Source organism: Pseudomonas sp. RC4D1, assembly GCF_018390395.1.
Taxonomy (GTDB): Bacteria; Pseudomonadota; Gammaproteobacteria; order Pseudomonadales; family Pseudomonadaceae; genus Aquipseudomonas; species Aquipseudomonas danubii.
Genome location: NZ_JAHBAW010000001.1, coordinates 449,184 through 466,889, shown reverse-complemented (window position 1 = coordinate 466,889; position 17,706 = coordinate 449,184). Strand labels below are relative to the sequence as shown.

At 63.1% G+C, this 17,706-nt stretch carries 23 protein-coding genes and 1 pseudogene; 13 read left to right on the top strand and 11 right to left on the bottom strand.

What is annotated here, in order from left to right:
* The first annotated feature begins 235 nt into the window (after nucleotides 1-235).
* Nucleotides 236-1,201, top strand: coding sequence for a TerC family protein (locus KHO49_RS02190; RefSeq protein WP_180988503.1), 966 nt, complete (start codon nucleotides 236-238; stop codon nucleotides 1,199-1,201).
* A gap of 102 nt (nucleotides 1,202-1,303) precedes the next feature.
* On the opposite strand, the gene KHO49_RS02185 is transcribed toward KHO49_RS02190, so the two are convergent.
* The 5 genes from KHO49_RS02185 to KHO49_RS02165 all read right to left on the bottom strand — a co-directional run bounded on the left by KHO49_RS02185 (nucleotide 1,304) and on the right by KHO49_RS02165 (nucleotide 5,097).
* Nucleotides 1,304-1,705 (bottom strand): ExbD/TolR family protein, encoded by a 402-nt coding sequence (locus KHO49_RS02185; RefSeq protein WP_011058607.1) that lies wholly within the window; start codon nucleotides 1,703-1,705, stop codon nucleotides 1,304-1,306.
* Between the two features lies 1 nt (nucleotide 1,706).
* Nucleotides 1,707-2,432, bottom strand: a complete 726-nt coding sequence (locus tag KHO49_RS02180; RefSeq protein ID WP_213664542.1) for a MotA/TolQ/ExbB proton channel family protein — start codon at nucleotides 2,430-2,432, stop codon at nucleotides 1,707-1,709.
* A gap of 55 nt (nucleotides 2,433-2,487) precedes the next feature.
* Entirely contained in the window at nucleotides 2,488-3,303 is an 816-nt protein-coding gene (locus KHO49_RS02175) for an energy transducer TonB (RefSeq protein ID WP_213664541.1), read from the bottom strand.
* A 418-nt stretch (nucleotides 3,304-3,721) separates the two neighbouring features.
* Nucleotides 3,722-4,045 (bottom strand): hypothetical protein, encoded by a 324-nt coding sequence (locus KHO49_RS02170; RefSeq protein ID WP_213664540.1) that lies wholly within the window; start codon nucleotides 4,043-4,045, stop codon nucleotides 3,722-3,724.
* 179 nt (nucleotides 4,046-4,224) lie between these two features.
* A complete protein-coding gene (locus KHO49_RS02165; protein ID WP_110595296.1) occupies nucleotides 4,225-5,097 on the bottom strand; it encodes a LysR family transcriptional regulator in 873 nt (290 codons plus the stop codon).
* Between the two features lie 108 nt (nucleotides 5,098-5,205).
* Here KHO49_RS02165 and KHO49_RS02160 point away from each other — a divergent pair, with 108 nt between their 5' ends.
* From KHO49_RS02160 to KHO49_RS02150, 3 genes are read left to right on the top strand one after another with little or no spacing between them, the layout of a single operon-like run.
* Nucleotides 5,206-5,868, top strand: coding sequence for an ankyrin repeat domain-containing protein (locus KHO49_RS02160; RefSeq protein ID WP_213664539.1), 663 nt, complete (start codon nucleotides 5,206-5,208; stop codon nucleotides 5,866-5,868).
* A gap of 27 nt (nucleotides 5,869-5,895) precedes the next feature.
* Nucleotides 5,896-6,357: a nucleoside deaminase gene (locus KHO49_RS02155; RefSeq protein WP_102862610.1), complete on the top strand. Its 462-nt coding sequence runs from the start codon at nucleotides 5,896-5,898 to the stop codon at nucleotides 6,355-6,357.
* Entirely contained in the window at nucleotides 6,344-7,549 is a 1,206-nt protein-coding gene (locus KHO49_RS02150) for a CynX/NimT family MFS transporter (protein WP_213664538.1), read from the top strand. Before KHO49_RS02155 ends, KHO49_RS02150 begins: the two co-directional genes overlap by 14 nt.
* 62 nt (nucleotides 7,550-7,611) lie before the next feature.
* On the opposite strand, the gene KHO49_RS02145 is transcribed toward KHO49_RS02150, so the two are convergent.
* Nucleotides 7,612-7,872 (bottom strand): hypothetical protein, encoded by a 261-nt coding sequence (locus KHO49_RS02145; RefSeq protein WP_110595292.1) that lies wholly within the window; start codon nucleotides 7,870-7,872, stop codon nucleotides 7,612-7,614.
* Between the two features lie 375 nt (nucleotides 7,873-8,247).
* Here KHO49_RS02145 and KHO49_RS02140 point away from each other — a divergent pair, with 375 nt between their 5' ends.
* Nucleotides 8,248-8,724, top strand: a complete 477-nt coding sequence (locus tag KHO49_RS02140; RefSeq protein WP_110595291.1) for a DUF6392 family protein — start codon at nucleotides 8,248-8,250, stop codon at nucleotides 8,722-8,724.
* Between the two features lie 530 nt (nucleotides 8,725-9,254).
* Here KHO49_RS02140 and KHO49_RS31250 read toward each other — a convergent pair.
* Together KHO49_RS31250 and KHO49_RS02135 are read right to left on the bottom strand one after the other, a co-directional pair.
* Nucleotides 9,255-9,383, bottom strand: a complete 129-nt coding sequence (locus tag KHO49_RS31250) for a hypothetical protein (protein WP_283776941.1) — start codon at nucleotides 9,381-9,383, stop codon at nucleotides 9,255-9,257.
* Nucleotides 9,383-9,634: a helix-turn-helix transcriptional regulator gene (locus KHO49_RS02135; protein ID WP_092318531.1), complete on the bottom strand. Its 252-nt coding sequence runs from the start codon at nucleotides 9,632-9,634 to the stop codon at nucleotides 9,383-9,385. The genes KHO49_RS31250 and KHO49_RS02135 overlap by 1 nt, the downstream gene beginning before the upstream one ends.
* Nucleotides 9,635-9,951: 317 nt before the next feature.
* On the opposite strand from KHO49_RS02135, the gene KHO49_RS02130 reads away from it, so the two are divergent.
* The 5 genes from KHO49_RS02130 to KHO49_RS30980 all read left to right on the top strand — a co-directional run bounded on the left by KHO49_RS02130 (nucleotide 9,952) and on the right by KHO49_RS30980 (nucleotide 12,372).
* Complete coding sequence (locus KHO49_RS02130) at nucleotides 9,952-10,530, top strand: hypothetical protein (RefSeq protein ID WP_102882711.1); 579 nt, start codon at nucleotides 9,952-9,954, stop codon at nucleotides 10,528-10,530.
* 9 nt (nucleotides 10,531-10,539) lie between these two features.
* Entirely contained in the window at nucleotides 10,540-10,755 is a 216-nt protein-coding gene (locus tag KHO49_RS02125) for a helix-turn-helix domain-containing protein (protein WP_011058598.1), read from the top strand.
* 74 nt (nucleotides 10,756-10,829) lie between these two features.
* Complete coding sequence (locus KHO49_RS02120) at nucleotides 10,830-11,501, top strand: hypothetical protein (RefSeq protein WP_102882710.1); 672 nt, start codon at nucleotides 10,830-10,832, stop codon at nucleotides 11,499-11,501.
* Nucleotides 11,502-11,605: 104 nt separating this feature from the next.
* Nucleotides 11,606-12,034, top strand: coding sequence for an SMI1/KNR4 family protein (locus KHO49_RS02115; protein ID WP_213664537.1), 429 nt, complete (start codon nucleotides 11,606-11,608; stop codon nucleotides 12,032-12,034).
* Between the two features lie 23 nt (nucleotides 12,035-12,057).
* Complete coding sequence (locus KHO49_RS30980; protein WP_102882709.1) at nucleotides 12,058-12,372, top strand: hypothetical protein; 315 nt, start codon at nucleotides 12,058-12,060, stop codon at nucleotides 12,370-12,372.
* A gap of 242 nt (nucleotides 12,373-12,614) precedes the next feature.
* Here the strand turns inward: KHO49_RS30980 and KHO49_RS02105 are convergent.
* A pseudogene (locus KHO49_RS02105) lies at nucleotides 12,615-12,875 on the bottom strand (fatty acid desaturase); the annotation flags it as partial.
* 99 nt (nucleotides 12,876-12,974) lie between these two features.
* Here KHO49_RS02105 and KHO49_RS02100 point away from each other — a divergent pair.
* The 3 genes from KHO49_RS02100 to KHO49_RS02090 all read left to right on the top strand — a co-directional run bounded on the left by KHO49_RS02100 (nucleotide 12,975) and on the right by KHO49_RS02090 (nucleotide 15,612).
* Nucleotides 12,975-13,979: an AraC family transcriptional regulator gene (locus tag KHO49_RS02100; RefSeq protein WP_102882708.1), complete on the top strand. Its 1,005-nt coding sequence runs from the start codon at nucleotides 12,975-12,977 to the stop codon at nucleotides 13,977-13,979.
* A gap of 171 nt (nucleotides 13,980-14,150) precedes the next feature.
* Nucleotides 14,151-14,399: a helix-turn-helix domain-containing protein gene (locus KHO49_RS02095; protein WP_102862594.1), complete on the top strand. Its 249-nt coding sequence runs from the start codon at nucleotides 14,151-14,153 to the stop codon at nucleotides 14,397-14,399.
* The gene (locus KHO49_RS02090) at nucleotides 14,392-15,612 is read left to right on the top strand and encodes a type II toxin-antitoxin system HipA family toxin (protein ID WP_213664536.1); all 1,221 of its coding nucleotides are present in this window, start codon (nucleotides 14,392-14,394) and stop codon (nucleotides 15,610-15,612) included. Before KHO49_RS02095 ends, KHO49_RS02090 begins: the two co-directional genes overlap by 8 nt.
* 11 nt (nucleotides 15,613-15,623) lie before the next feature.
* On the opposite strand, the gene KHO49_RS02085 is transcribed toward KHO49_RS02090, so the two are convergent.
* Together KHO49_RS02085 and KHO49_RS02080 are read right to left on the bottom strand one after the other, a co-directional pair.
* Nucleotides 15,624-17,012 carry a heavy metal sensor histidine kinase gene (locus KHO49_RS02085; RefSeq protein ID WP_213664535.1) on the bottom strand — a complete coding sequence of 463 codons (1,389 nt, stop codon included), beginning with the start codon at nucleotides 17,010-17,012 and terminating at the stop codon, nucleotides 15,624-15,626.
* Nucleotides 16,999-17,679, bottom strand: a complete 681-nt coding sequence (locus tag KHO49_RS02080) for a heavy metal response regulator transcription factor (protein ID WP_041115126.1) — start codon at nucleotides 17,677-17,679, stop codon at nucleotides 16,999-17,001. The genes KHO49_RS02085 and KHO49_RS02080 overlap by 14 nt, the downstream gene beginning before the upstream one ends.
* Nucleotides 17,680-17,706 lie beyond the last annotated feature (27 nt).

The following is a 17,706-nucleotide window of genomic DNA, read 5'->3' as shown; positions in this document are numbered from 1 at the left end:
TATTCGTTAAGGAATAAGAAGCTATTTATTAATACCCCAAAAGAATATAAGGCCTGCCTCCTTCAATCCTTTTGCCTGCGCGCAAACAATTCGTCGGCATCGAACTATCGGCCAAAAATATACGACTTTTTCTTGATCAAACCGGCTGGCTAGGATGAGAACCATCCGCCCCTGGGTGCGTCATTCCAAGACTGTCATGGGGGATAAACCTCAACTCATTTGAGGCGTGGCCGCGATGAACATCGGTGAACCTTGGATGTGGGCTGCTTTCATCGTCTTCGTCATCGCCGTACTGGCGCTTGACCTGTTTGTCTTCGGTGGGCGCAAGGCCCATCGGGTTTCGGCCCGGGAGGCGCTGGCCTGGGTCATAGCCTGGGCCAGCCTGGCATTGGTCTTCGCCGGTCTGCTCTGGTGGTATCTGAACGATACGCTGGGTGCGCAAATCGCCCAGCGCAAAACCCTTGAGTTCCTCACCGGCTACCTGATCGAACAGTCACTGTCGATCGACAACATGTTCGTCTTCGTGATGATCTTCAGCTATTTCGCCGTACCGCCGCCATTGCAGCGGCGCGTGCTGCTGTACGGCGTACTCGGTGCCATCGTCATGCGTGCAGCAATGATTCTCGCCGGCGTCTGGCTGGTACAGGAGTTCGCCTGGCTGCTCTACGTCTTCGGAGTCCTGCTGGTCGTCACGGGCATCAAGATGCTGATCTTTGCCGAGCAACAACCCGACCTCGACAAAAACCCGATACTGCGCTGGATGCGCAAGCACTTGCGCGTCACCCAGGAGTTTCACGGCGAGCGTTTTTTTGTCATCCACAATGGCCTGCTCTGGGCAACGCCGATGTTCCTGGTGCTGGTGTTGATCGAGGCCAGCGACCTGATTTTTGCGGTCGATAGCATCCCGGCGATTTTCGCCGTGACCACCGATCCTTTCATCGTGTTCACCTCCAACATATTCGCCATCATGGGCCTGCGCGCCTTGTACTTCCTGCTCGCGGACATGGCTGAGCGGTTCCATCTGCTCAAGTACGGACTGGCCATAGTGCTGGTGTTTATCGGAAGCAAAATGCTGGCCGCGCCCTGGTTCCATATGCCGGTCCATTGGTCGCTGGCCATCGTCGGCGGCATCATCCTCAGTGCGGTGGTACTGAGCCTGACGCTGACCAGGGACAGAACACGCATCGCTGGCAAACCATGAGGTCTCAGGCACGCCCAGGAATACGCTAAAAGTGTCTGGCAAAAAAAAGGCCGCACCCTGCCAAGGAGACGGCCTGAAAAGTCGTGGCTTTGTTGCTCGGTGTCAGCGCGCGGTAATCACCGACAGCTTGGTGATGCCCGCACGCTCGATGGACGCCATGGCCCGGGCCACTTCCCCGTAGTTGACGCCATCGTCGGCCTGCAGCTGGACCCGCACTTGCGGGTCCTTGGCCTTGGCCGCTTGCAAGTTGGTTTCCAGCAGGTCCGGCTGGATCTCGTCCTTGTTGATAAAGAGTTTGCCGGCGCCGTCGATGCTCACCACCAGCGGGTCTTTCTGTTCCACCGGGGCCACGGCCTCGGTCTTGGGCAGGTTGATCGGGATGGCGTTGGTCAGCAGCGGCGCGGTGACGATGAACACCACCAGCAGTACCAGCATCACGTCCACCAATGGCGTGACGTTGATCTCGCTCAGCACCTCATCGCTGTCTTGGGTAGAGAAGGCCATATCAGGACGCCTCCTGCACTTTTTGCAGGCTGCCCTGGGCCGCAGCCTTGTGCACGCTCGGGTGGATCAGCACGCGGAACGAGTTCTTCTGCGCCAGGCTGTAGAAGTCGTGGGCGAAGTCGTCCAGGTCCGCTGCGGTGAGCTTCAGGCGCCGCAGGAAGTAGTTGTAGACCAGCACCGCCGGCACTGCGACGGCGATCCCCACGCCGGTGGCCACCAGGGCGGCGCCGATGGGACCGGCCACGGTTTCCAGGCTCGCCGAGCCCGCCGCGCTGATGCCTTTCAAGGCTTCCATGATCCCCCACACGGTGCCGAACAGGCCGATAAAGGGCGAGGTGCTACCGATACTGGCGACCACCGCCAGGCCGCTTTCCAGGGAGCGGCGCTCACGCACGATCTGCTGGCGCAGGGCACGTTCAAGGCGGTCCTGGTGGTTGATTGCCTGGCTCAGGTCCGCTGCATGGGGCGCGTCGCCGACCTGGATCGCCGCATAGCCGGCCTGGGCCACCCGGGCCGCCGCGCCGGGCTGGGTTTCACTCAACGGGGCAGCGGAGTCGAGGCTGGACGCTGCCCAGAACTGATTGTGGAACTTGCGATCCTGGGACTTGAGGCGGGCGAACTGCACGCCCTTGACCAGGGCCAGGCCCCAGGTGGCGACGGAGAAGACCACCAACAGCCAGATCACCGCGCTTTCGATGGATTCCAGTGGAGATGCCAGTAACGTCATGATGTGTTCCCTCTGTGTAAGCGTTTAGCGCGTGTTGGTTGATTGGCCTTGCGGCTCAATGAATCTTGAAGTCGATGGGTACGCTGACCCAGCCGTCCTGGGCCACGTCGCCCTGTTTGGCCGGAACGAAACTCCAGCGCTTGACCGCGGCCAGGGCCGCATCGTCGAGTTGCTGGCGACCGCTGCTTTTCTGAATCTGGATCTCCCCCGGCTTGCCGCTGGCCAGCACATGCACCCGCAGCAGCACCGTGCCTTCCCAGCCCCGGCGCTGAGCCAGGGACGGGTATTCCGGCGCCGGGTTCTTCAGGTACGCGGCGCTGGCCGAAGCCGGCGTGACGGGGGCCGGGGCCGGCGGCGCGGGTGGCGCCGGAGCGGCTACCGGGGCGGCCGGCTGCGGCGGTGCCGGCGTCTGCTGCACCGGCTTGGGCGCAGGCTTCGGCTCGGGTTTGGGCACGGGCTTGGGCTTGGGTTTAGGCACCGGCTTGGGCGGTGGCGGCTTGACCGCCAGCTCGTCCTCCACCGGCGGTGGCGGCTCCACCACCGGTTGTACCGGCTGCGGTGGAGGCGGTTCCAACACGGGCGGCGCCTGGTGCGAGAATTCGATGGTCATGGGCGGAATTTCCGGCGGCACGATGGGCAGCACTGGGGTCGGTTTCTGGCTCAGCCAGTAGATCACTGCACCGTGCAATACCAGGGCCGCGACGCCCAGGAGAATCGCCTCACGACGACGCAATACCCCCTTGGGCGTCCGTTGCAGACGCAGTTGGCCCAGCGGCAAGCGGTGAGGCCGGCCGAGGTCGACCAACTCGCCGCTCGGTGCCTGGCGCCACAGCACCTCGTGTGCACTGGCGGCGGTCTGGACATTGCCCATGGATTCACTCCCTACGATCTTTTGAAAAACCCGGCACCGGCGTTTGAACACCCCCCACGCAACGGTGCCGCGGGGTCAATGATCAGTGCCCCACGCTTATCTCTTAAAGTAATCTTTCAAGTTATAGATAGATCGGAACGGAATATTGAATTCACCCGGAACAGCTCAGGCCACGTGATTCAAGGGCTGTAGCCAAGAGGGAAAAACGCCATGCCTTGCAGGCATTGAAAATATTCCTGCAAAGCATCGAAACAGGCCTGTTAGTGCAGAAAAACAATAGAACCCCATTGCACTCGAAACCAACTTCAGCGCCCATGTACTTAATTAACTTTACAAGCGGACACGACAAAGCCGCTGAACCGGCACGCCGCCTTATATAAGGCAGCGCGTATTCAGCGGCTGTTTATTATCGAACTTGTTATTGCTTGACGAACTCGCCGCTCAGGCCGACCACATCGCCGCTGAAGTTGCTGCGGGCACCGGAGGCACGCAACCGGGAATAGTTGTGATCGGGTGAAAACAACGCCCAGGCCTGGTAGCCGTAGCCATCGTTGTAGCCGGCTACATTGATGATGGTCGGCTGCCCGGTACTGTTCTGGAAGTGGTAATGCCCGGCGACGCTGTACTTGACCCCGGCCTGGGTCAACTCACCGCTGAACGAACCGTTGGAGTCGTTGCCGTCGGTCACGACCAGACGGGCGTCAGCATTGGAGTTTACATAGGTGCCATTGATGCTCGACATAATGCGGGTTTCCTTATGCAGTTGAATGTTTCGTCCAATGAAGCAAGTTCCTCCTGGAACTCACAAACCCAGCATGGTCGGCGTTTATAACTCTGTCCAAAACAAACTTGCGCAATAACTAATTAAATAGCTATAGCCTGCAATCGGCTCTCTATAAGTTATGACCGAAACAAAAGCACTTATAACTTCCCGGTGTTTTCAACTTGCGGCTTGACACTGGCCACTGCTCGCAACTGCTCTTGTAATGCCTTGCCGGCCCGACTTAGGCCACTGCCGGCATACAGCGCCAGGCGCACGCCCTGGATATCCGGCAAGCCGCTGGCGGCGTCGAGCATCCGATGGCCCTTGCCCAGCACCCGCACCGGCAACAGGCTGATGCCCAGGCCCGCCGCCACTGCCGAACAGACGCTGGCCAGGCTGGCGCTGGAATAGGCGATGCGCCAAGGCCAGCCGCCGACTTCCAGGTGGTGGAGCATTTCCTGGCGATACAAACCGCCCACCGGGAACGCCACCAGCGGCAGCGGATCGCGGCCAAAGGCGGGCTGGCGAACGCTATCGACCCAGCACAGCGGCTCGGGCCAGGATTCCACGCAGTCGTCGCTGTGGCCCATCTGCTTGACCAGCAGCAGGTCGAACTCGCCACGGCGGAACTGGCGCAGCAACTCTGGTCCCAGACCACTGGTGACCTCCAGACGCACCGCCGGATAGTCGCGGCCAAAGCGCGAGAGCATCGGCATCAGGCGCTCGGCGGCAAAGTCTTCCGGCACCCCCAGGCGCAGCACTTCCTCGCCGCGCTGGTTGATCAAGACGTCGCTGGCCTCCTCATGCAGAGCCAGGATGCGCCGGGCATAGGCCAGCAGGCGCTCGCCCTCCACCGTGGCCACCACCCGGCGCTGATCGCGGTCAAGCAACTGGCAGCCCAGGCTCTCCTCCAGGCGCCGCACCTGCTGGCTCACGGTGGACTGGGTCAAGTGCAGGCGCTCGGCCGCGCGGGTGAAGTTCTGGCAGTCGGCAACCGCCACGAAACTGCGCAGCAACACGGGATCGAACATTACTCATCACCATTCTGATAGCCACTGATTGGCATGATTATATTTAATTTCAGAATACCCAAGGGCTTCACCATACTCCCCTTTCACCAGCAGGAACGGGAGGTTCCCATGCCACTCAAGCGGTCCTTCAAACGCGGCCTGATGGCCATAAGTCTGTTAACGGCGGGGGTGGTCCTGGCCAGCGACAACTCGCTGCTGGATGCAGTACGCAAGGGTCGGTTACAGCAGGTACAGCAGCTGATCCAGCAAGGCGTAGCCCTCGATGATCGTGGCCTGGACGGCAGCAGCCCACTGCTGCTGGCCACCCGCGACAACCGCATCGACATCGCCCGCGCGCTGATCGAAGCCGGGGCCGACGTCAACCGCAAGAACCTGATCCAGGACAGCCCCTACCTGCTGGCCGGCGCCAGCGGCCACAACGAAATCCTCAAGCTGACCCTGGCCCACGGCGCCGACCTCAAGAGCACCAACCGCTACGGCGGCACCGCCCTGATCCCAGCCTGCGAGCGCGGCCATGTGGAAACCGTGCGTCTGCTGATCGAAGCCGGCGTCGACCTGAACCACGTCAACCACCTGGGCTGGACCTGCCTGATGGAAGCCATCGTGCTGTCCGACGGCGGCCCGGCGCACCAGCAGATCGTCGCCCAGCTGATTGCCGCCGGCGCCGACCTGAACCTGCCGGATCGTGCCGGTATCAGCCCGCTGCAACAGGCCGAGCGCCGTGGCCAGAGCGCCATTGCCAAGCTGCTGCGCGATGCCGGCGCGGCGTAACCCCAGCCCCCTTTGAAGGAGCCCTCCATGCACGACGATCAGCACTACCTGCAACAGGCCGTGGCACTGGCCCGGCGCAATGTCGAACAGGGCGGCCGTCCGTTCGGCGCGCTGCTGGTGCGCAACGGCCGGGTACTGGCCGAGGCGGTGAATGAAATCCACCTCAGCCAGGACCCCACCGCCCACGCCGAAATGCTCGCCATCCGCGCCGCCAGCCAGCAACTGGGCCCGCGCCTGGACGACTGCGTGATCTACGCCAGCGGCCAGCCCTGCCCCATGTGCCTGGCCGCCATGTACCTGTGCGGCGTATCCCGCGCGGTGTTCGCCGCCAGCAATGAACAGGCGCAGCCATTCGGCCTGTCCACCGCGGCCATCTACCAAGAGCTGAGCCAGCCCCTGGAAGCACAGCGCTTGCCGCTGCTGCACCTGCCCCAGGCGGCCATGACCGCCCTATACCAGGATTGGCAGGCGCGCCATGCCGCAAACTGAATCGGCCTTCAAGACCTTCGCCGGCTGGGCCCTGCTGGTGTGCCTGGGCCTGAACTTGCGACCGATCCTCAGCTCGGTCAGCCCGTTGCTCAACGAGATTCGCGGCGCCACCGGCATGAGCTTCCAGAGCAGCGCCTGGCTCACCAGCCTGCCGGTGATCTGCATGGGCCTGGTGGCCTTGCTCGGGGTACGGATCGAAGCCCGTCTCGGCGAACGCCGCGGCGTGTCCCTGGGTTTGCTGCTGGTGCTGCTGGCCTGCCTGGTGCGGCTGTTCTTCGGCCAGGCCGCGGCCTTGCTCGCCACCGCCCTGCTCGGCGGCGCCGGAGTGGCCTTGATCCAGGCCCTGGTGCCGGCGCTGATCAAGCGCCAGTTTCAACAGCGCGTGGCCCTGGCCATGGGCGTCTACTCGGCCTCGCTGATGGGCGGTGGTGGCATCGCCGCCCTGCTCAGCCCGCAGGTGGCCAGCCACTTCGCCCACTGGCAAATGGGGTTGGGCATCTGGGTGCTGCCAGCCATGGCCGCCCTGCTGCTGTGGCTGTGCCTGCCCCTGGGCGCCGGCCGCCGCAACGGCCTCCCGGTGCCCAGGGCCGGGCTCTGGAGCAACCGCCGCGCCTGGCTGCTGGCGTTGTATTTCGGCTTGGTGAACTGCGGCTACATGAGCATGGTGGCGTGGCTGCCGGCCTACTACCTGCAGCTGGGTTGGAGCGCCACCCAGAGCGGCTCGCTGCTGGCCTTCATGACGATTTTCCAAGTCACCGCCGCCCTGCTGATGCCCGCCCTGGCCCAGCGCAGCAGCGACCGCCGCCCACTGCTGGGCATCAGCCTCACGGCCCAGGCCGCAGGGTTTCTCGGGCTGGTGTTGTGGCCCTTGCAGAGCCCGCACCTGTGGGTAGCGCTGATCGGCTTCGGCCTCGGAGCGTGCTTTGCCCTGAGCCTGATCCTGACCCTGGATCACCGCCGCGATCCCCGGGAAGCCGGGCAACTGGCGGCTTTTGTCCAGGGCTTGGGCTTTCTGATCAACGCCGTCTCGCCGTGGCTGAGCGGCTGGCTGCGGCAAGTCACCGGCAGCTTTGTCAGCGCATGGTGGGTGCTGATCGTCGGCGTCCTGGCGATGCTGCTGTTGACGCGAATCTTCAGCCCGGCCAGTTATCAGGCCAGGGTCGCTATAGGCACTGTCGCGCCAGCGACCTGACCGCGACCGTCAATCGATGCCGCCTGCGAGCGCTCGCAGGCGGACAGGCTTCAAGGAACGGATCAGCCCTCGATCCGCCACTGCAATGCATCCAGCACATCGCAGCCGTCCTGCAGCAGCAGGTGGGCGGCATTGGCCACATGGCTCAGGTCTTGATCGGCAACACCCTTGATGCTCAGGCAGTTGAGACTGTGCAGCAGATCGCGAGTGGCCTTGATCCGCTGCACAGCGCAGCCATAGAGATCGGCTGGAGGGGCGGCAGGGTTGAGGTAGAGCACCGGGGTGGGGGTGAGATTGCTTTGTAGCGGCGTGAACTCAGACATGGGTACATCTCCATTATTGTGTGGAGCCATCACCCGTTGCGGCTAAACAAGAGGGGTGGCAGCTGTACGCGGGTTAGCCGGCCGGGCCAATAATGGAATACCCGGCACACCCGAAGGTGTCCCGCGCACAGCCGCCATAACAAACGCCAAGCGACAAGGCGCGGGGCATTATAGAGGCAGGAAGTGCGTCCATTATTGTGTTTTTTCGACCGGCTAAGATCGGTCACCGATGCGTCGGTGACAGGCCGGACTATAGGCAGGAGGTCCTGGCGGAACAATCGCCGAAGTATTGCCATTCCCTTCCATCGGCCCCGGCGCCACGTAGAATCCCTTCGCGACAATCAGCACGTACTCAATCAAGGACACGAAGCACCCATGGACGCCGCAAAGATCCGCCGCCTGATACAAGGCATGGGCCTCACCTACGAAGAGCTGGTCGCCCAAGGCGAAAGCATCGAGCACCCGACGGGCAAGCTCTACGACGAATTCGAATGGCTGACCGTGGTCGTCGAGCCCGGCCTGATGCTGGATTTCTGGGAAGACAGCCTGGTCCTGGAAAAGGTACTGATCGAGCTCATGCCTCTTGAACAGGGGCGCTCGTTCTACAGCGGCGAACTGCCCGCCCCGTTCTCACGCAGCATGACCCACGCCGATATTCGCGAGCTGCTGGGCACGCCCCTGCGCTCGGGGGAGCGCAGGCCATCAGCCGATGGGCAATGCATGCTCAATGCCTGGGAGAGCTACCGCCTGCCGGAGCCTCTGCATCCCAGTGCTCGGGTTGGATTCGTCTATAGCGCCGACATGCAGATCAGAGTCCTGTCGTTTGACTTGCTGGAGCCGCAGCGCGACTGATTCGCGCGACACCGCGTGGCTCTTGGAGACTTGCGGCGATCCGGTAGGCATTAGAGGCTCGGCGTGAGATCGCCAAGCAAGGCCCTGCGGTCCTTTTCGCAGCCTCGCAGGCTCGGCAGCGGCTACAGGGAACGTGGAGGACGATAGAGATGGCCGGCCGGTAGGCCGCCGTCAGATTTTGATCTTGCTCTGGATTTTGATCTGCCTGCCCCCTTAGACACGATGGCCGAACGCAGGCATTGAGCCGTGGGTAACCCGGCAGGACGCCGGGTTAGCCGCACTGGGCCAGGGATGGCCCATTGCGGCGGCCCACGGATCAATGCCGGAGTTCGGGCATGCCGAGCCTAGGCGAGGCACCGAGTGTAGGGGCAGGAGCCTTTGGTTACTTTGGGCTCTTCAAAGTGACTCGCTGTAAGAGCGAAACCATAAGTGGCCGTGACCGCAGCAACGGATATGCACACCCATAAGACCGCAACCTCAGGTTTCACGGCAGCTACGCGCCCGAGCGGGAGCAAGCTCTCTCGCCACCGTCAAAGGCTCAAGAGAATCGCCGCCTGTGCCCGGGCATCATCGCGGTAGCGAAACAGATAATCGCCAGCGCCACGGTGGATTTTCCCGCTCTCACCGGCCGGGGTGGCTACCTGCAGCACCGTGGCCATCAGTCGAACACTCCCTGGATCTCGTCCAAGGTGGGCATCGCGGCAGGCACCAGAGTGAATTCACAGTCCAGGGCTCCCAGCACCCGCGCATAGGCCGCCATGCCCACCGACAAGTCGCCCCGCTCGATGGCGATGACCTTTTGCCGGGTCACACCGGCCAAGGCGGCCAGGCTGGCTTGGGTCAGGCCACGATGCAGGCGGCGCTGGCGAACCTGCTCGCCAAGGCGCGCGGTGATCAGAAAATAGTCCATGTTCTGTATACGCAACAAAATTAATTGAATGTAACGTATACCTAACATCCTAAAAAATCAAAGCCACGGGGTGCTGTTGCAGTGGGGTTGCGCGCACATCCGTTACTGCAGGGGTGAGGCTTCGATACGGCATAGGCACTCACTCCCGCGCAACCTCAGATTTTACGGCCGCTACGCGCCCGAGCGGGAGCCAGCTCCCTCTCCACATCATCATTCCTGGCTATGAACCCAAGGCATTAAAAGAGAAATAAATTATTGTAATCAGATAATTATTTATCAATAATTCGCCACCCCCAACGTTTTGCAAGGAATGACGCATGAACCCCCAAATAAATGGCTCAGCCCAATACCGCTTACGACGGGTCGGCCTGCTGGCCGCGATCCTGGCCTGGGTCATGGGTGTGGTCGAGGTCGGTGGCAATGCCGGAATGTGGATCTACAACAAGGACCAGGTCCTGGGTGCCCTGCTCAGCGTCTTCGCCGACCACTCGCCGCGTCTGCTGGAAGCCGATTTCAAACTCTCTTCGCTGAGCTTCACCCTGCTGGTGATCCTCGACTTCCTGCCCTTGCTGCTGTCGAGCTTCGCCCTGTACCTGACCGGGGTGTTCTTCCTGCGCCTGTCGCGCGGCGAAACCTGGAGCGATCGCAACATCCGCATCCTCTGGCGCGTGGGCATGCTGTGGATCGTCGCCCCGGCCACCTTCCCGATGATGGAAACCCTGCAAGGCCTGGCCCTGTCCATCGACCTGCCGCCCGGCCAGCGCATTCTGCAGATCTCCGCGGGCTTCTCGTCCTACGCGGCCTATGAGGTGGTCAAAGGAATCTTGCTCTGCTCGTTTTCCATTATCATGCGCGACGCCAAAGTCCTCAGTGATGAGCACAGTCACTACATATAGAACAATGAGATGACCATTATCGTTCGGCTTGACGTTGTCATGGCTAAAAACAAGATTCGCTCCAAAGAGCTGGCCGCCATCCTGGGCATTACCGAGGCGAATCTGTCGTTGCTGAAAAATGGCAAGGTCAAGGGGATGAAAATCGAGACCCTGGACAAACTCTGCGCTGCACTCGACTGCCAGCCCGGTGACCTTCTGGAATACCAGGCCACCGAGCCCGCGTAACCCCCCGCGTTTGTTTGACCCGAGTCCCGTTCGTTAAAGCCTTACCACTCCTCACGTTGCACATTGGCTTATTCATGACTCGCTACCTGCTCTGCCCGCTGCTTTTACTCGCCTGTCTTTTGACCGGCTGCGCCAACAAACTCGAAGTGGCCATCGCCGCTACCCCGGCTCCGGACTACTACTTCGATCCCCAGGCCCCGGTGCTGGTGACCGTCAACGGCGCCAACGATGCCCACGGCCTCAATGCCAGCTACTACCTGCGCGATATGGTCGCGGCCCTGCACGGCATGGGCTTCAAGCAGGTCTACACCGAGACATCGCTGCCCAAGAACCCCCCACCGTTTCGCATGAACTTCACCCTCGACGTGGGCAGCGAAAAGACCAGCTACCGCTACACCGCCACCGACTACGGCCAGGTGCCCAGCAGCACCAAGACGGTGTGCAAGCAGAGCACCAAGAAGGACAAGAACCTGGTCTGCAACAGCACCCCGACCACCACCTGGGGCCCGGTGGGTTCCTCGGAGCGCACCGGCTACACCACCCTCAGCACCTTCAACATCAAGGCCAAGGACGAGCAGAGCCGGCGCACCGTGTTCCTGCTGCGGGCCTCGTCCTATAACGAGGACTGCCAGGACGCCAAGGTCGAGGACTTCCTGGTGCAGGAAAGCCTGAACAACCTGGACTTCAAAAACCGGGTGCAGCGCAAATACACCGTCACCCTGCCCGAAGGTCACAGCTGCAACTAAGCGCCTACCGCGCACCGGGCGACACGCCTACAATCGCCCCTCGCCGCCCGCCCGATCCCCCTCGCGCGGGCGCAGCCCCCTCAACGACAAGGCGCAGGTCGAACATGCCCCTGGACTGGAATGCCTGGGAAATAGAACCCGGATCGGCGGTGGACGAACAGCTGATCGCCCAGGTGCAGCAACGCCTCGGCGTCGAGTTCCCGGCGCTGTACCTGGAGCTGGTGCAATACGCCGCGGCCGCCACGCCGGGGATCGGCACCTTCCCCTATGGCAACGACTACGCCTGCATCAGCGAGTTCTTCGAATTCGGCCTGGACAACCAACCCTGGAGCCTGCTCTGGTACGCCAGCCCCGGCCGCGTGCCAGGGCTCGCCGCCGGTTGCCTGCCGATTGCCCGGGATGCCGGTGGCCTGCTGATTTGCCTGGACTTCAACAGCCCGCGGGTGGCGGTGGAAGTCTTCGATCCCGAGAGCGCCAGGCGCTACCCGGTGGCGGCCGACTTCAAGGCCTTTGTCGAGCTGTGGCAACCATGAACACGCCAGGCAAATGGATAGTCGTGCCCACCAGCCAAGAGGCCCAGCAACGCCTGGACCTGGACCAGTGCCTGCCGGGCGACCTGGAGGAACTGGCCCTGTCCCCGGAGCAGTGGGCGGTGCTGTCGCGCAGCGACCTGCTACCGAGCCTGAACCGCGCCCTGGGCAGCCTGATCGACGACTACGAAGACGCCTCGATCCAGGGCCAGGCCGCCCTGGCCACGGCCCTGTCGATCCTGATGCAGGCCGCGACGCCCGAGGATGAACTTATCCACAGGCTGATCGCCCTGAATCGACTGGCCCTGGAACGGGATACCGGCCTGTACTTCTACTTCTGAGGCACAGGCCAAGGAGCTGACCTGCGCCACCGAGTCGGCCAGCGACACGCTGCCCACACTCATCAAGGCAACGGCGATCAATCGCCTTACCGCACTTTTCATACCATCTCCCTGTCGTTGCCCCTAAGCGGGCTTCGGGCTGTTCCCGGCGCCGCGTGACCTTGGCTTGACGTTGTCGATCCTTGGACATTTAGCCAGAAAGCAGGTCTGCCCCCTCAAGCACGGGCGTTATGCGCCAGTATCAGGCTGTGGGGCAGCAAGGCGAAAAAGGCATTGCGCTGCTGGCAGGCACACCCGGCCAGGTAGCCACCGACATAGAGCGCCGCTGACCCCAGCATCCCGGACAGGGCAAATAGCAAAATCCCCGCGCCCAGGGCGTCCTGGTGCCGCAGCAAGGGAAAGCGCCGGCGCAGTTCATCGCCCCGGGCCAGGACCACCTGGCGAATGTGCGCCGCTCGCTGTTGTGCGTTCATCCGCTCGGGGCTTGCAGAAATACCCTGCATGATTCCATCCTCTGGTCAGTGATGTGTGCATCCTGCCCCGAGCCCCGGCTCCGGGCCCTAGCCGTAAACGCCAACCTGTTGACCGGACGCGCCAATCGCATGACCGAAGCCACTTCCCTTGCCAGCTGGACCCGCGCCTTGCGCAAGCAACTGGACGCCCTCGACCTCGACAGCGACGCTCTGTGCCGCGCAGCCGGGCTCGATCCGCAATTGATGGATGACCCCAACGCCCGCTACCCACTGTCGGCCACCACCCGCCTGTGGCATCTCGCCGTGCAGGCCAGCGGCGACCCGGCCATTGGCCTGCGGGTGTCGCGCTTTGTCAGCCCCACCACCTTTCATGCCCTGGGCTACGCCCTGGTGGCCAGCGGCAGTCTGCGGGAAGTGTTCGAGCGCATCGTGCGTTATCACCAGGTGGTCAGCGATGCCCTGGAACTGGCCCTGACCCGCGAGCCGGACCGCTACCGGTTCTTCCTCAAGGTGCCCGAAGGCGCGCCGCAGCCGGCCATCGAGGCCATCGACGCGTTTGCCGCGATCTACGTGCGCACCTGCCGCAACCGCCTGGGCCGCGACTACGCGCCGCTGGCCGTGCATTTGCGGCGCCCGGCCCCGGCGGACCCGAGCCAGTGGCACAAGGTGTTCCGCTGCCCGGTGCACTTTGCTGCGGCCGATGACTGCCTGGAATTCGGCCTGCACGATTTCGACAGCCACCTGGACGATGCCAACCCGGAACTGGCCGAGCACAACGAAGCGGTGCTCAAGCGCACCCTGTTGCAACTGCGGCCGCTGACCTGGGAGCGCAAGGTGCGCGGCGTGATCGAAGCCCAATTGCCGGAAGGCGAACCCTCCGCGGAACGAGTCGCCCAGGCCCTGCACCTGAGCCTGCGCAGCCTGCAACGGCACCTGGCGGATGAAGGCACGCGCTTCGACACCCTACTCAACGAATGCCGGGAGAACCTCGCCCTGCTGCACCTGCGGGACCTGGAATGCTCCCTGAGCGAAATCAGCTACCTGCTGGGCTTTGCCGATGCCAGCAGCTTCAGCCGGGCGTTCAAACGCTGGACCGGGATGACCCCGGGGCAGTTTCGCGACGGTTTGCGTTGAGCCCCTGCGCCGGCCAGCCGGTTCCTACAGGTGCAGCGACGGGTGCAACCTCCACCAGTAAAAAATCCCGCGAAAAAGACCCTGCCGATCTACACTGCACAATGCATCAAATAGGATGCATTAAATAATTTTTCAGTAAAAATGCATTGCATACAATGCGGAATAAATCCCATGGAAAGCCTTGGACAACTGATCCGGACCCTGCGCAAAGAGCGCAAGCTCTCGCAGCAGGCACTGGCAGCACAATACGGCATGAGCCGCGCCACTATCTCGGGGATTGAAAACAACACCATTACCGAAATCGGCTTGCGCAAGGTCGAAGCCATTCTCAATGGTTTTGGCTACGAGCTCAGCGCCGTGCCCCGCCCCCGGCAACGCCCGACCCTGGACAGCCTGAAACAGGCGCATTTCCATGACTGAGCAACAGCAGCTGCACATCCGTGTGGCCGGCATGGCGGTGGGCACTCTCGGCCGTGGCCAGGCGCAGGCGGACTCGGTTTTCACCTACAGCGACAACACCTCGCCCCGCGACGCGGTCTCGCTGACCATGCCGCCACGCCTGGCGAGCTATGGCTGGGATCGAGGCCTGCTACCGGTGTTCGATATGCACCTGCCGGAAGGTTCGCTGCGTGATGAACTGCTGCGCCGTTTCAGCAAGGCGGTGCGCGGTTTCGACGACTTCGCTCTGCTATCGATCGTGGGGCCGCACCAACTGGGTCGGGTGGCCATCAGCACAACGCAATCACCCCAGGCGCCCCTGCCGGAAACCAGCCTGGAGGACCTGTTGGTGCATGACGGTGCCGAGGGACTGTTCGAGGATCTATTGGCGACCTATGGCCAGTATTCAGGGGTTTCCGGGGTACAGCCCAAAGTCCTGATCCGCGACAGCACCAACAGCGTCGAACGCCTGACCCATCGCGGCGCTACTCATTTGGTGAAGGCTTTTCGCGCCGATCAATACCCCCACCTGGCCGCCAACGAATTCTTCTGCATGCGTGCGGCGCTGCATGCCGGCCTGCCAGTGCCGGAGATCGAACTCAGCCAGAATGGCCAGTTCCTGGTGGTCAAACGTTTCGACCTGAGCGCCCAGGGCTACCTGGGTTTCGAGGATTTCTGCGTGCTCAACGCCTGGCCGGCAAAAGCCAAGTACGACGGTTCCTACGAAGGCGCGGCGAAACAGATCAAGGCCTTTGTCTCCCCACACCTTCTGAACCGGGCCCTGGAGTCATTCTTCAAGATCGTGGCGTTGTCGGCCGGACTGAGAAATGGCGATGCCCATCTGAAGAACTTCGGCGTGCTGTACCCCGACACGGATGTGGAAGCCCCCGTCAGCCTGGCACCGGCCTTTGATCTGGTGACCACGTCGGTCTACATCAAGGCGGACAGCCTGGCGCTATTGCTGGGAGGCTCCAAGGCCTGGCCCAAACGCCAGGCGCTGCTGCGCTTCGCCCGCACGGCCTGCAACCTCAGCGAAGGCCGCAGCCATGAACTGTTGCAACAGGTCGAGCACGGCATGGCACAGGCGATGGGCGAGATGCAGGTCTATAGCGCGACGCATCCCGCCTTCAAGGGCATGGCCGAGGCCATGAGCGAGGCCTGGAAAACCGGTGTGGCGCGCAGCCTGACCCGTTGATCCGGTCACCGTTAAAGAACCGCAAAACCCAGTTCGAACACCGTGGCCTGCCCCTCGCTCGCGACCCGCACCTGACCGCCATGCAGCAGCATGATCGAGCGCACGATGGCCAGGCCCAGGCCGCCGGAATCCCCCGGTTCGGCGCGGGAGGGGTCAACCCGGTAGAAGCGATCGAACAACCGGGGCAGATGCTCAGGGGCAATCGCCGGCCCCTGGTTGTGCACCTGCAGCCAGCACCAGCCGGCTTCGTCGCGGCGTCGCAGGCGGATCAGCGAACCCGCGTCGGCGTGGCGCACGGCGTTGGCCAGGAGGTTGCCCAGGGCCCGTTGCAGCAGTTGCTGGTCGGCCAGCAGCTCGCCGTAAAAACCGTTCTCCAGACGAATTTGCCGGTCATCGGCCAGGGCTTCGAAGTAGTCGCACAACTGCGCGCCGACGCCCGAGAGTGACAGCAGCTGGCGGTCCAGCGCCGCATCGGCCTGCTCGGCCCGGGCCAGGAACAGCAGGTTCTCGGCCATGCGTCCCAGGCGCTCGAACTCCTCCATGTTGGAGGCCAGCACTTCCTGGTACTCCGCGGCGCTGCGGGGCTGGTTCAGGGCCAGGCCGTTGCTGCCCAACAGGTTGTGCAACGGCGTGCGGATTTCATGGGCCAGGTCGGCGGAGAACTGCGACAAGCGCTGAAAGCTCTCCTCCAGGCGCGCCAGCATGGCGTTCAAGGCTTGCACCGGCTCGTGGAATTCGGCCGGGATGCCGGTGGTGTGCAGGCGTCGGTCGAGGCTGCGCAGATCGATCTCGCGCACCGACTCGCTGAGCTGGCGCAGCGGCTGCAAGCCCCGACGCAATAACAGCAAGCCCAGGGCGAAGGCCAGCAAGGCCCCCAGGCCTACCGCCAGGTACAGGCGCAGGCGGTAGCTGGCGAGCATCTGCTCGCGCTCGCTGAGCACCTTCCCGGCAATCACCGTCAGGGCCTCGCCCTTGGGGCCGCTGGCCTGTCCCGCCAGCAGCGCCACCGGAACCTGGTCGCTGCCCGGCCAGAGGAGGATGTCGCGGCGTTGCGGGCGCTGCTCACGGGCAATCGGCAGCAACTCGGGCAAGCGCTGTTGCCGGGGGTTGATGCCGATCACCGTCGAGCCATCGGCCCGCAGCACCAGCAGCAGGCTTTCCTGGTTGCCCAGCATGTTCTGGTACAGCCGGGGCCGGGCTTGCAGGGCGTCCAGGCTGTCGCTGTCCTGCAGCAGGGCGCGCACCTGTTCCAGACGTCCCAACAGGGCGAGGTCATCGCGGTAGGCGATTTCCTCGGCCAGGGAGCGGTAGAGGAACACCCCGATCACGCTGAGCACCAGGGCGCAGACCGCGGCGAAGGCCAGGGCCAGCCGCCAGGCGATGGAACTAGAGCGCTTCATCCGGGGCTTCCAGCTGGTAGCCGACGCCACGCACGGTGTGGATCAGCTTGGGCATGTAGGGATCGTCGACCTTGGCCCGCAGCCGGCGCACCGCCACCTCCACCATGTTGGTGTCGCTGTCGAAATTCAGGTTCCACACTTGGGAGGCAATCAGGGTCCGCGACAACACTTCACCCTGGCGGCTGGCCAACAGGTGCAGCAGGGCGAACTCCTTGTTGGTCAGGGCAATGCGCTGGCCGCCACGGCTGACCCGACGGCGCAGCACGTCGATCTCCAGGTCGGCGATGCTGAAGGATTCGGCTTCACGCAGCGGCCCGCGACGCAGCAGGGTGCGGACCCGGGCCAGCAGTTCGGCGAAGGCAAAGGGCTTGAGCAGGTAGTCGTCGGCGCCCAGCTCCAGGCCACGGACCCGGTCTTCGATGGCGTCCTTGGCGGTGAGGAACAGCACCGGGGTGGCACCGCGCTGGCGGATCAACTGCAGCAACTGCCAGCCGTTGAGACCGGGGAGCATCACGTCGAGGATGATCAGGTCGTATTCCTGCTGCTCGATGAAATAGCGCCCGTCCAGGCCGTTCAGGGCCACGTCCACAGCGAATCCGGACTCTCCCAGCCCCTTGGCCAGGAAATTCGCGGTCTTGGCTTCGTCTTCAACTACCAGCAAACGCATGGTGCACCTCGGAAATGATCGGCACAG

Excerpts from the sequence above, each read along its gene's own strand:
- KHO49_RS02085 (WP_213664535.1), bottom strand. The coding sequence starts at position 17,012 with ATGAAGCGCTCTAGTTCCATCGCCTGGCGGCTGGCCCTGGCCTTCGCC.
- KHO49_RS02160 (WP_213664539.1), top strand. The coding sequence starts at position 5,206 with ATGCCACTCAAGCGGTCCTTCAAACGCGGCCTGATGGCCATAAGTCTG.
- KHO49_RS02115 (WP_213664537.1), top strand. The coding sequence starts at position 11,606 with ATGCCCCTGGACTGGAATGCCTGGGAAATAGAACCCGGATCGGCGGTG.
- KHO49_RS02135 (WP_092318531.1), bottom strand. The coding sequence starts at position 9,634 with ATGGACTATTTTCTGATCACCGCGCGCCTTGGCGAGCAGGTTCGCCAG.
- KHO49_RS02095 (WP_102862594.1), top strand. The coding sequence starts at position 14,151 with ATGGAAAGCCTTGGACAACTGATCCGGACCCTGCGCAAAGAGCGCAAG.
- KHO49_RS02175 (WP_213664541.1), bottom strand. The coding sequence starts at position 3,303 with ATGGGCAATGTCCAGACCGCCGCCAGTGCACACGAGGTGCTGTGGCGC.
- KHO49_RS02190 (WP_180988503.1), top strand. The coding sequence starts at position 236 with ATGAACATCGGTGAACCTTGGATGTGGGCTGCTTTCATCGTCTTCGTC.
- KHO49_RS02140 (WP_110595291.1), top strand. The coding sequence starts at position 8,248 with ATGGACGCCGCAAAGATCCGCCGCCTGATACAAGGCATGGGCCTCACC.
- KHO49_RS02170 (WP_213664540.1), bottom strand. The coding sequence starts at position 4,045 with ATGTCGAGCATCAATGGCACCTATGTAAACTCCAATGCTGACGCCCGT.
- KHO49_RS02080 (WP_041115126.1), bottom strand. The coding sequence starts at position 17,679 with ATGCGTTTGCTGGTAGTTGAAGACGAAGCCAAGACCGCGAATTTCCTG.
- KHO49_RS02100 (WP_102882708.1), top strand. The coding sequence starts at position 12,975 with ATGACCGAAGCCACTTCCCTTGCCAGCTGGACCCGCGCCTTGCGCAAG.
- KHO49_RS02180 (WP_213664542.1), bottom strand. The coding sequence starts at position 2,432 with ATGACGTTACTGGCATCTCCACTGGAATCCATCGAAAGCGCGGTGATC.
- KHO49_RS02185 (WP_011058607.1), bottom strand. The coding sequence starts at position 1,705 with ATGGCCTTCTCTACCCAAGACAGCGATGAGGTGCTGAGCGAGATCAAC.
- KHO49_RS02165 (WP_110595296.1), bottom strand. The coding sequence starts at position 5,097 with ATGTTCGATCCCGTGTTGCTGCGCAGTTTCGTGGCGGTTGCCGACTGC.
- KHO49_RS02120 (WP_102882710.1), top strand. The coding sequence starts at position 10,830 with ATGACTCGCTACCTGCTCTGCCCGCTGCTTTTACTCGCCTGTCTTTTG.
- KHO49_RS02145 (WP_110595292.1), bottom strand. The coding sequence starts at position 7,872 with ATGTCTGAGTTCACGCCGCTACAAAGCAATCTCACCCCCACCCCGGTG.
- KHO49_RS31250 (WP_283776941.1), bottom strand. The coding sequence starts at position 9,383 with ATGGCCACGGTGCTGCAGGTAGCCACCCCGGCCGGTGAGAGCGGGAAA.
- KHO49_RS02155 (WP_102862610.1), top strand. The coding sequence starts at position 5,896 with ATGCACGACGATCAGCACTACCTGCAACAGGCCGTGGCACTGGCCCGG.
- KHO49_RS02130 (WP_102882711.1), top strand. The coding sequence starts at position 9,952 with ATGAACCCCCAAATAAATGGCTCAGCCCAATACCGCTTACGACGGGTC.
- KHO49_RS02090 (WP_213664536.1), top strand. The coding sequence starts at position 14,392 with ATGACTGAGCAACAGCAGCTGCACATCCGTGTGGCCGGCATGGCGGTG.
- KHO49_RS02125 (WP_011058598.1), top strand. The coding sequence starts at position 10,540 with ATGACCATTATCGTTCGGCTTGACGTTGTCATGGCTAAAAACAAGATT.
- KHO49_RS02150 (WP_213664538.1), top strand. The coding sequence starts at position 6,344 with ATGCCGCAAACTGAATCGGCCTTCAAGACCTTCGCCGGCTGGGCCCTG.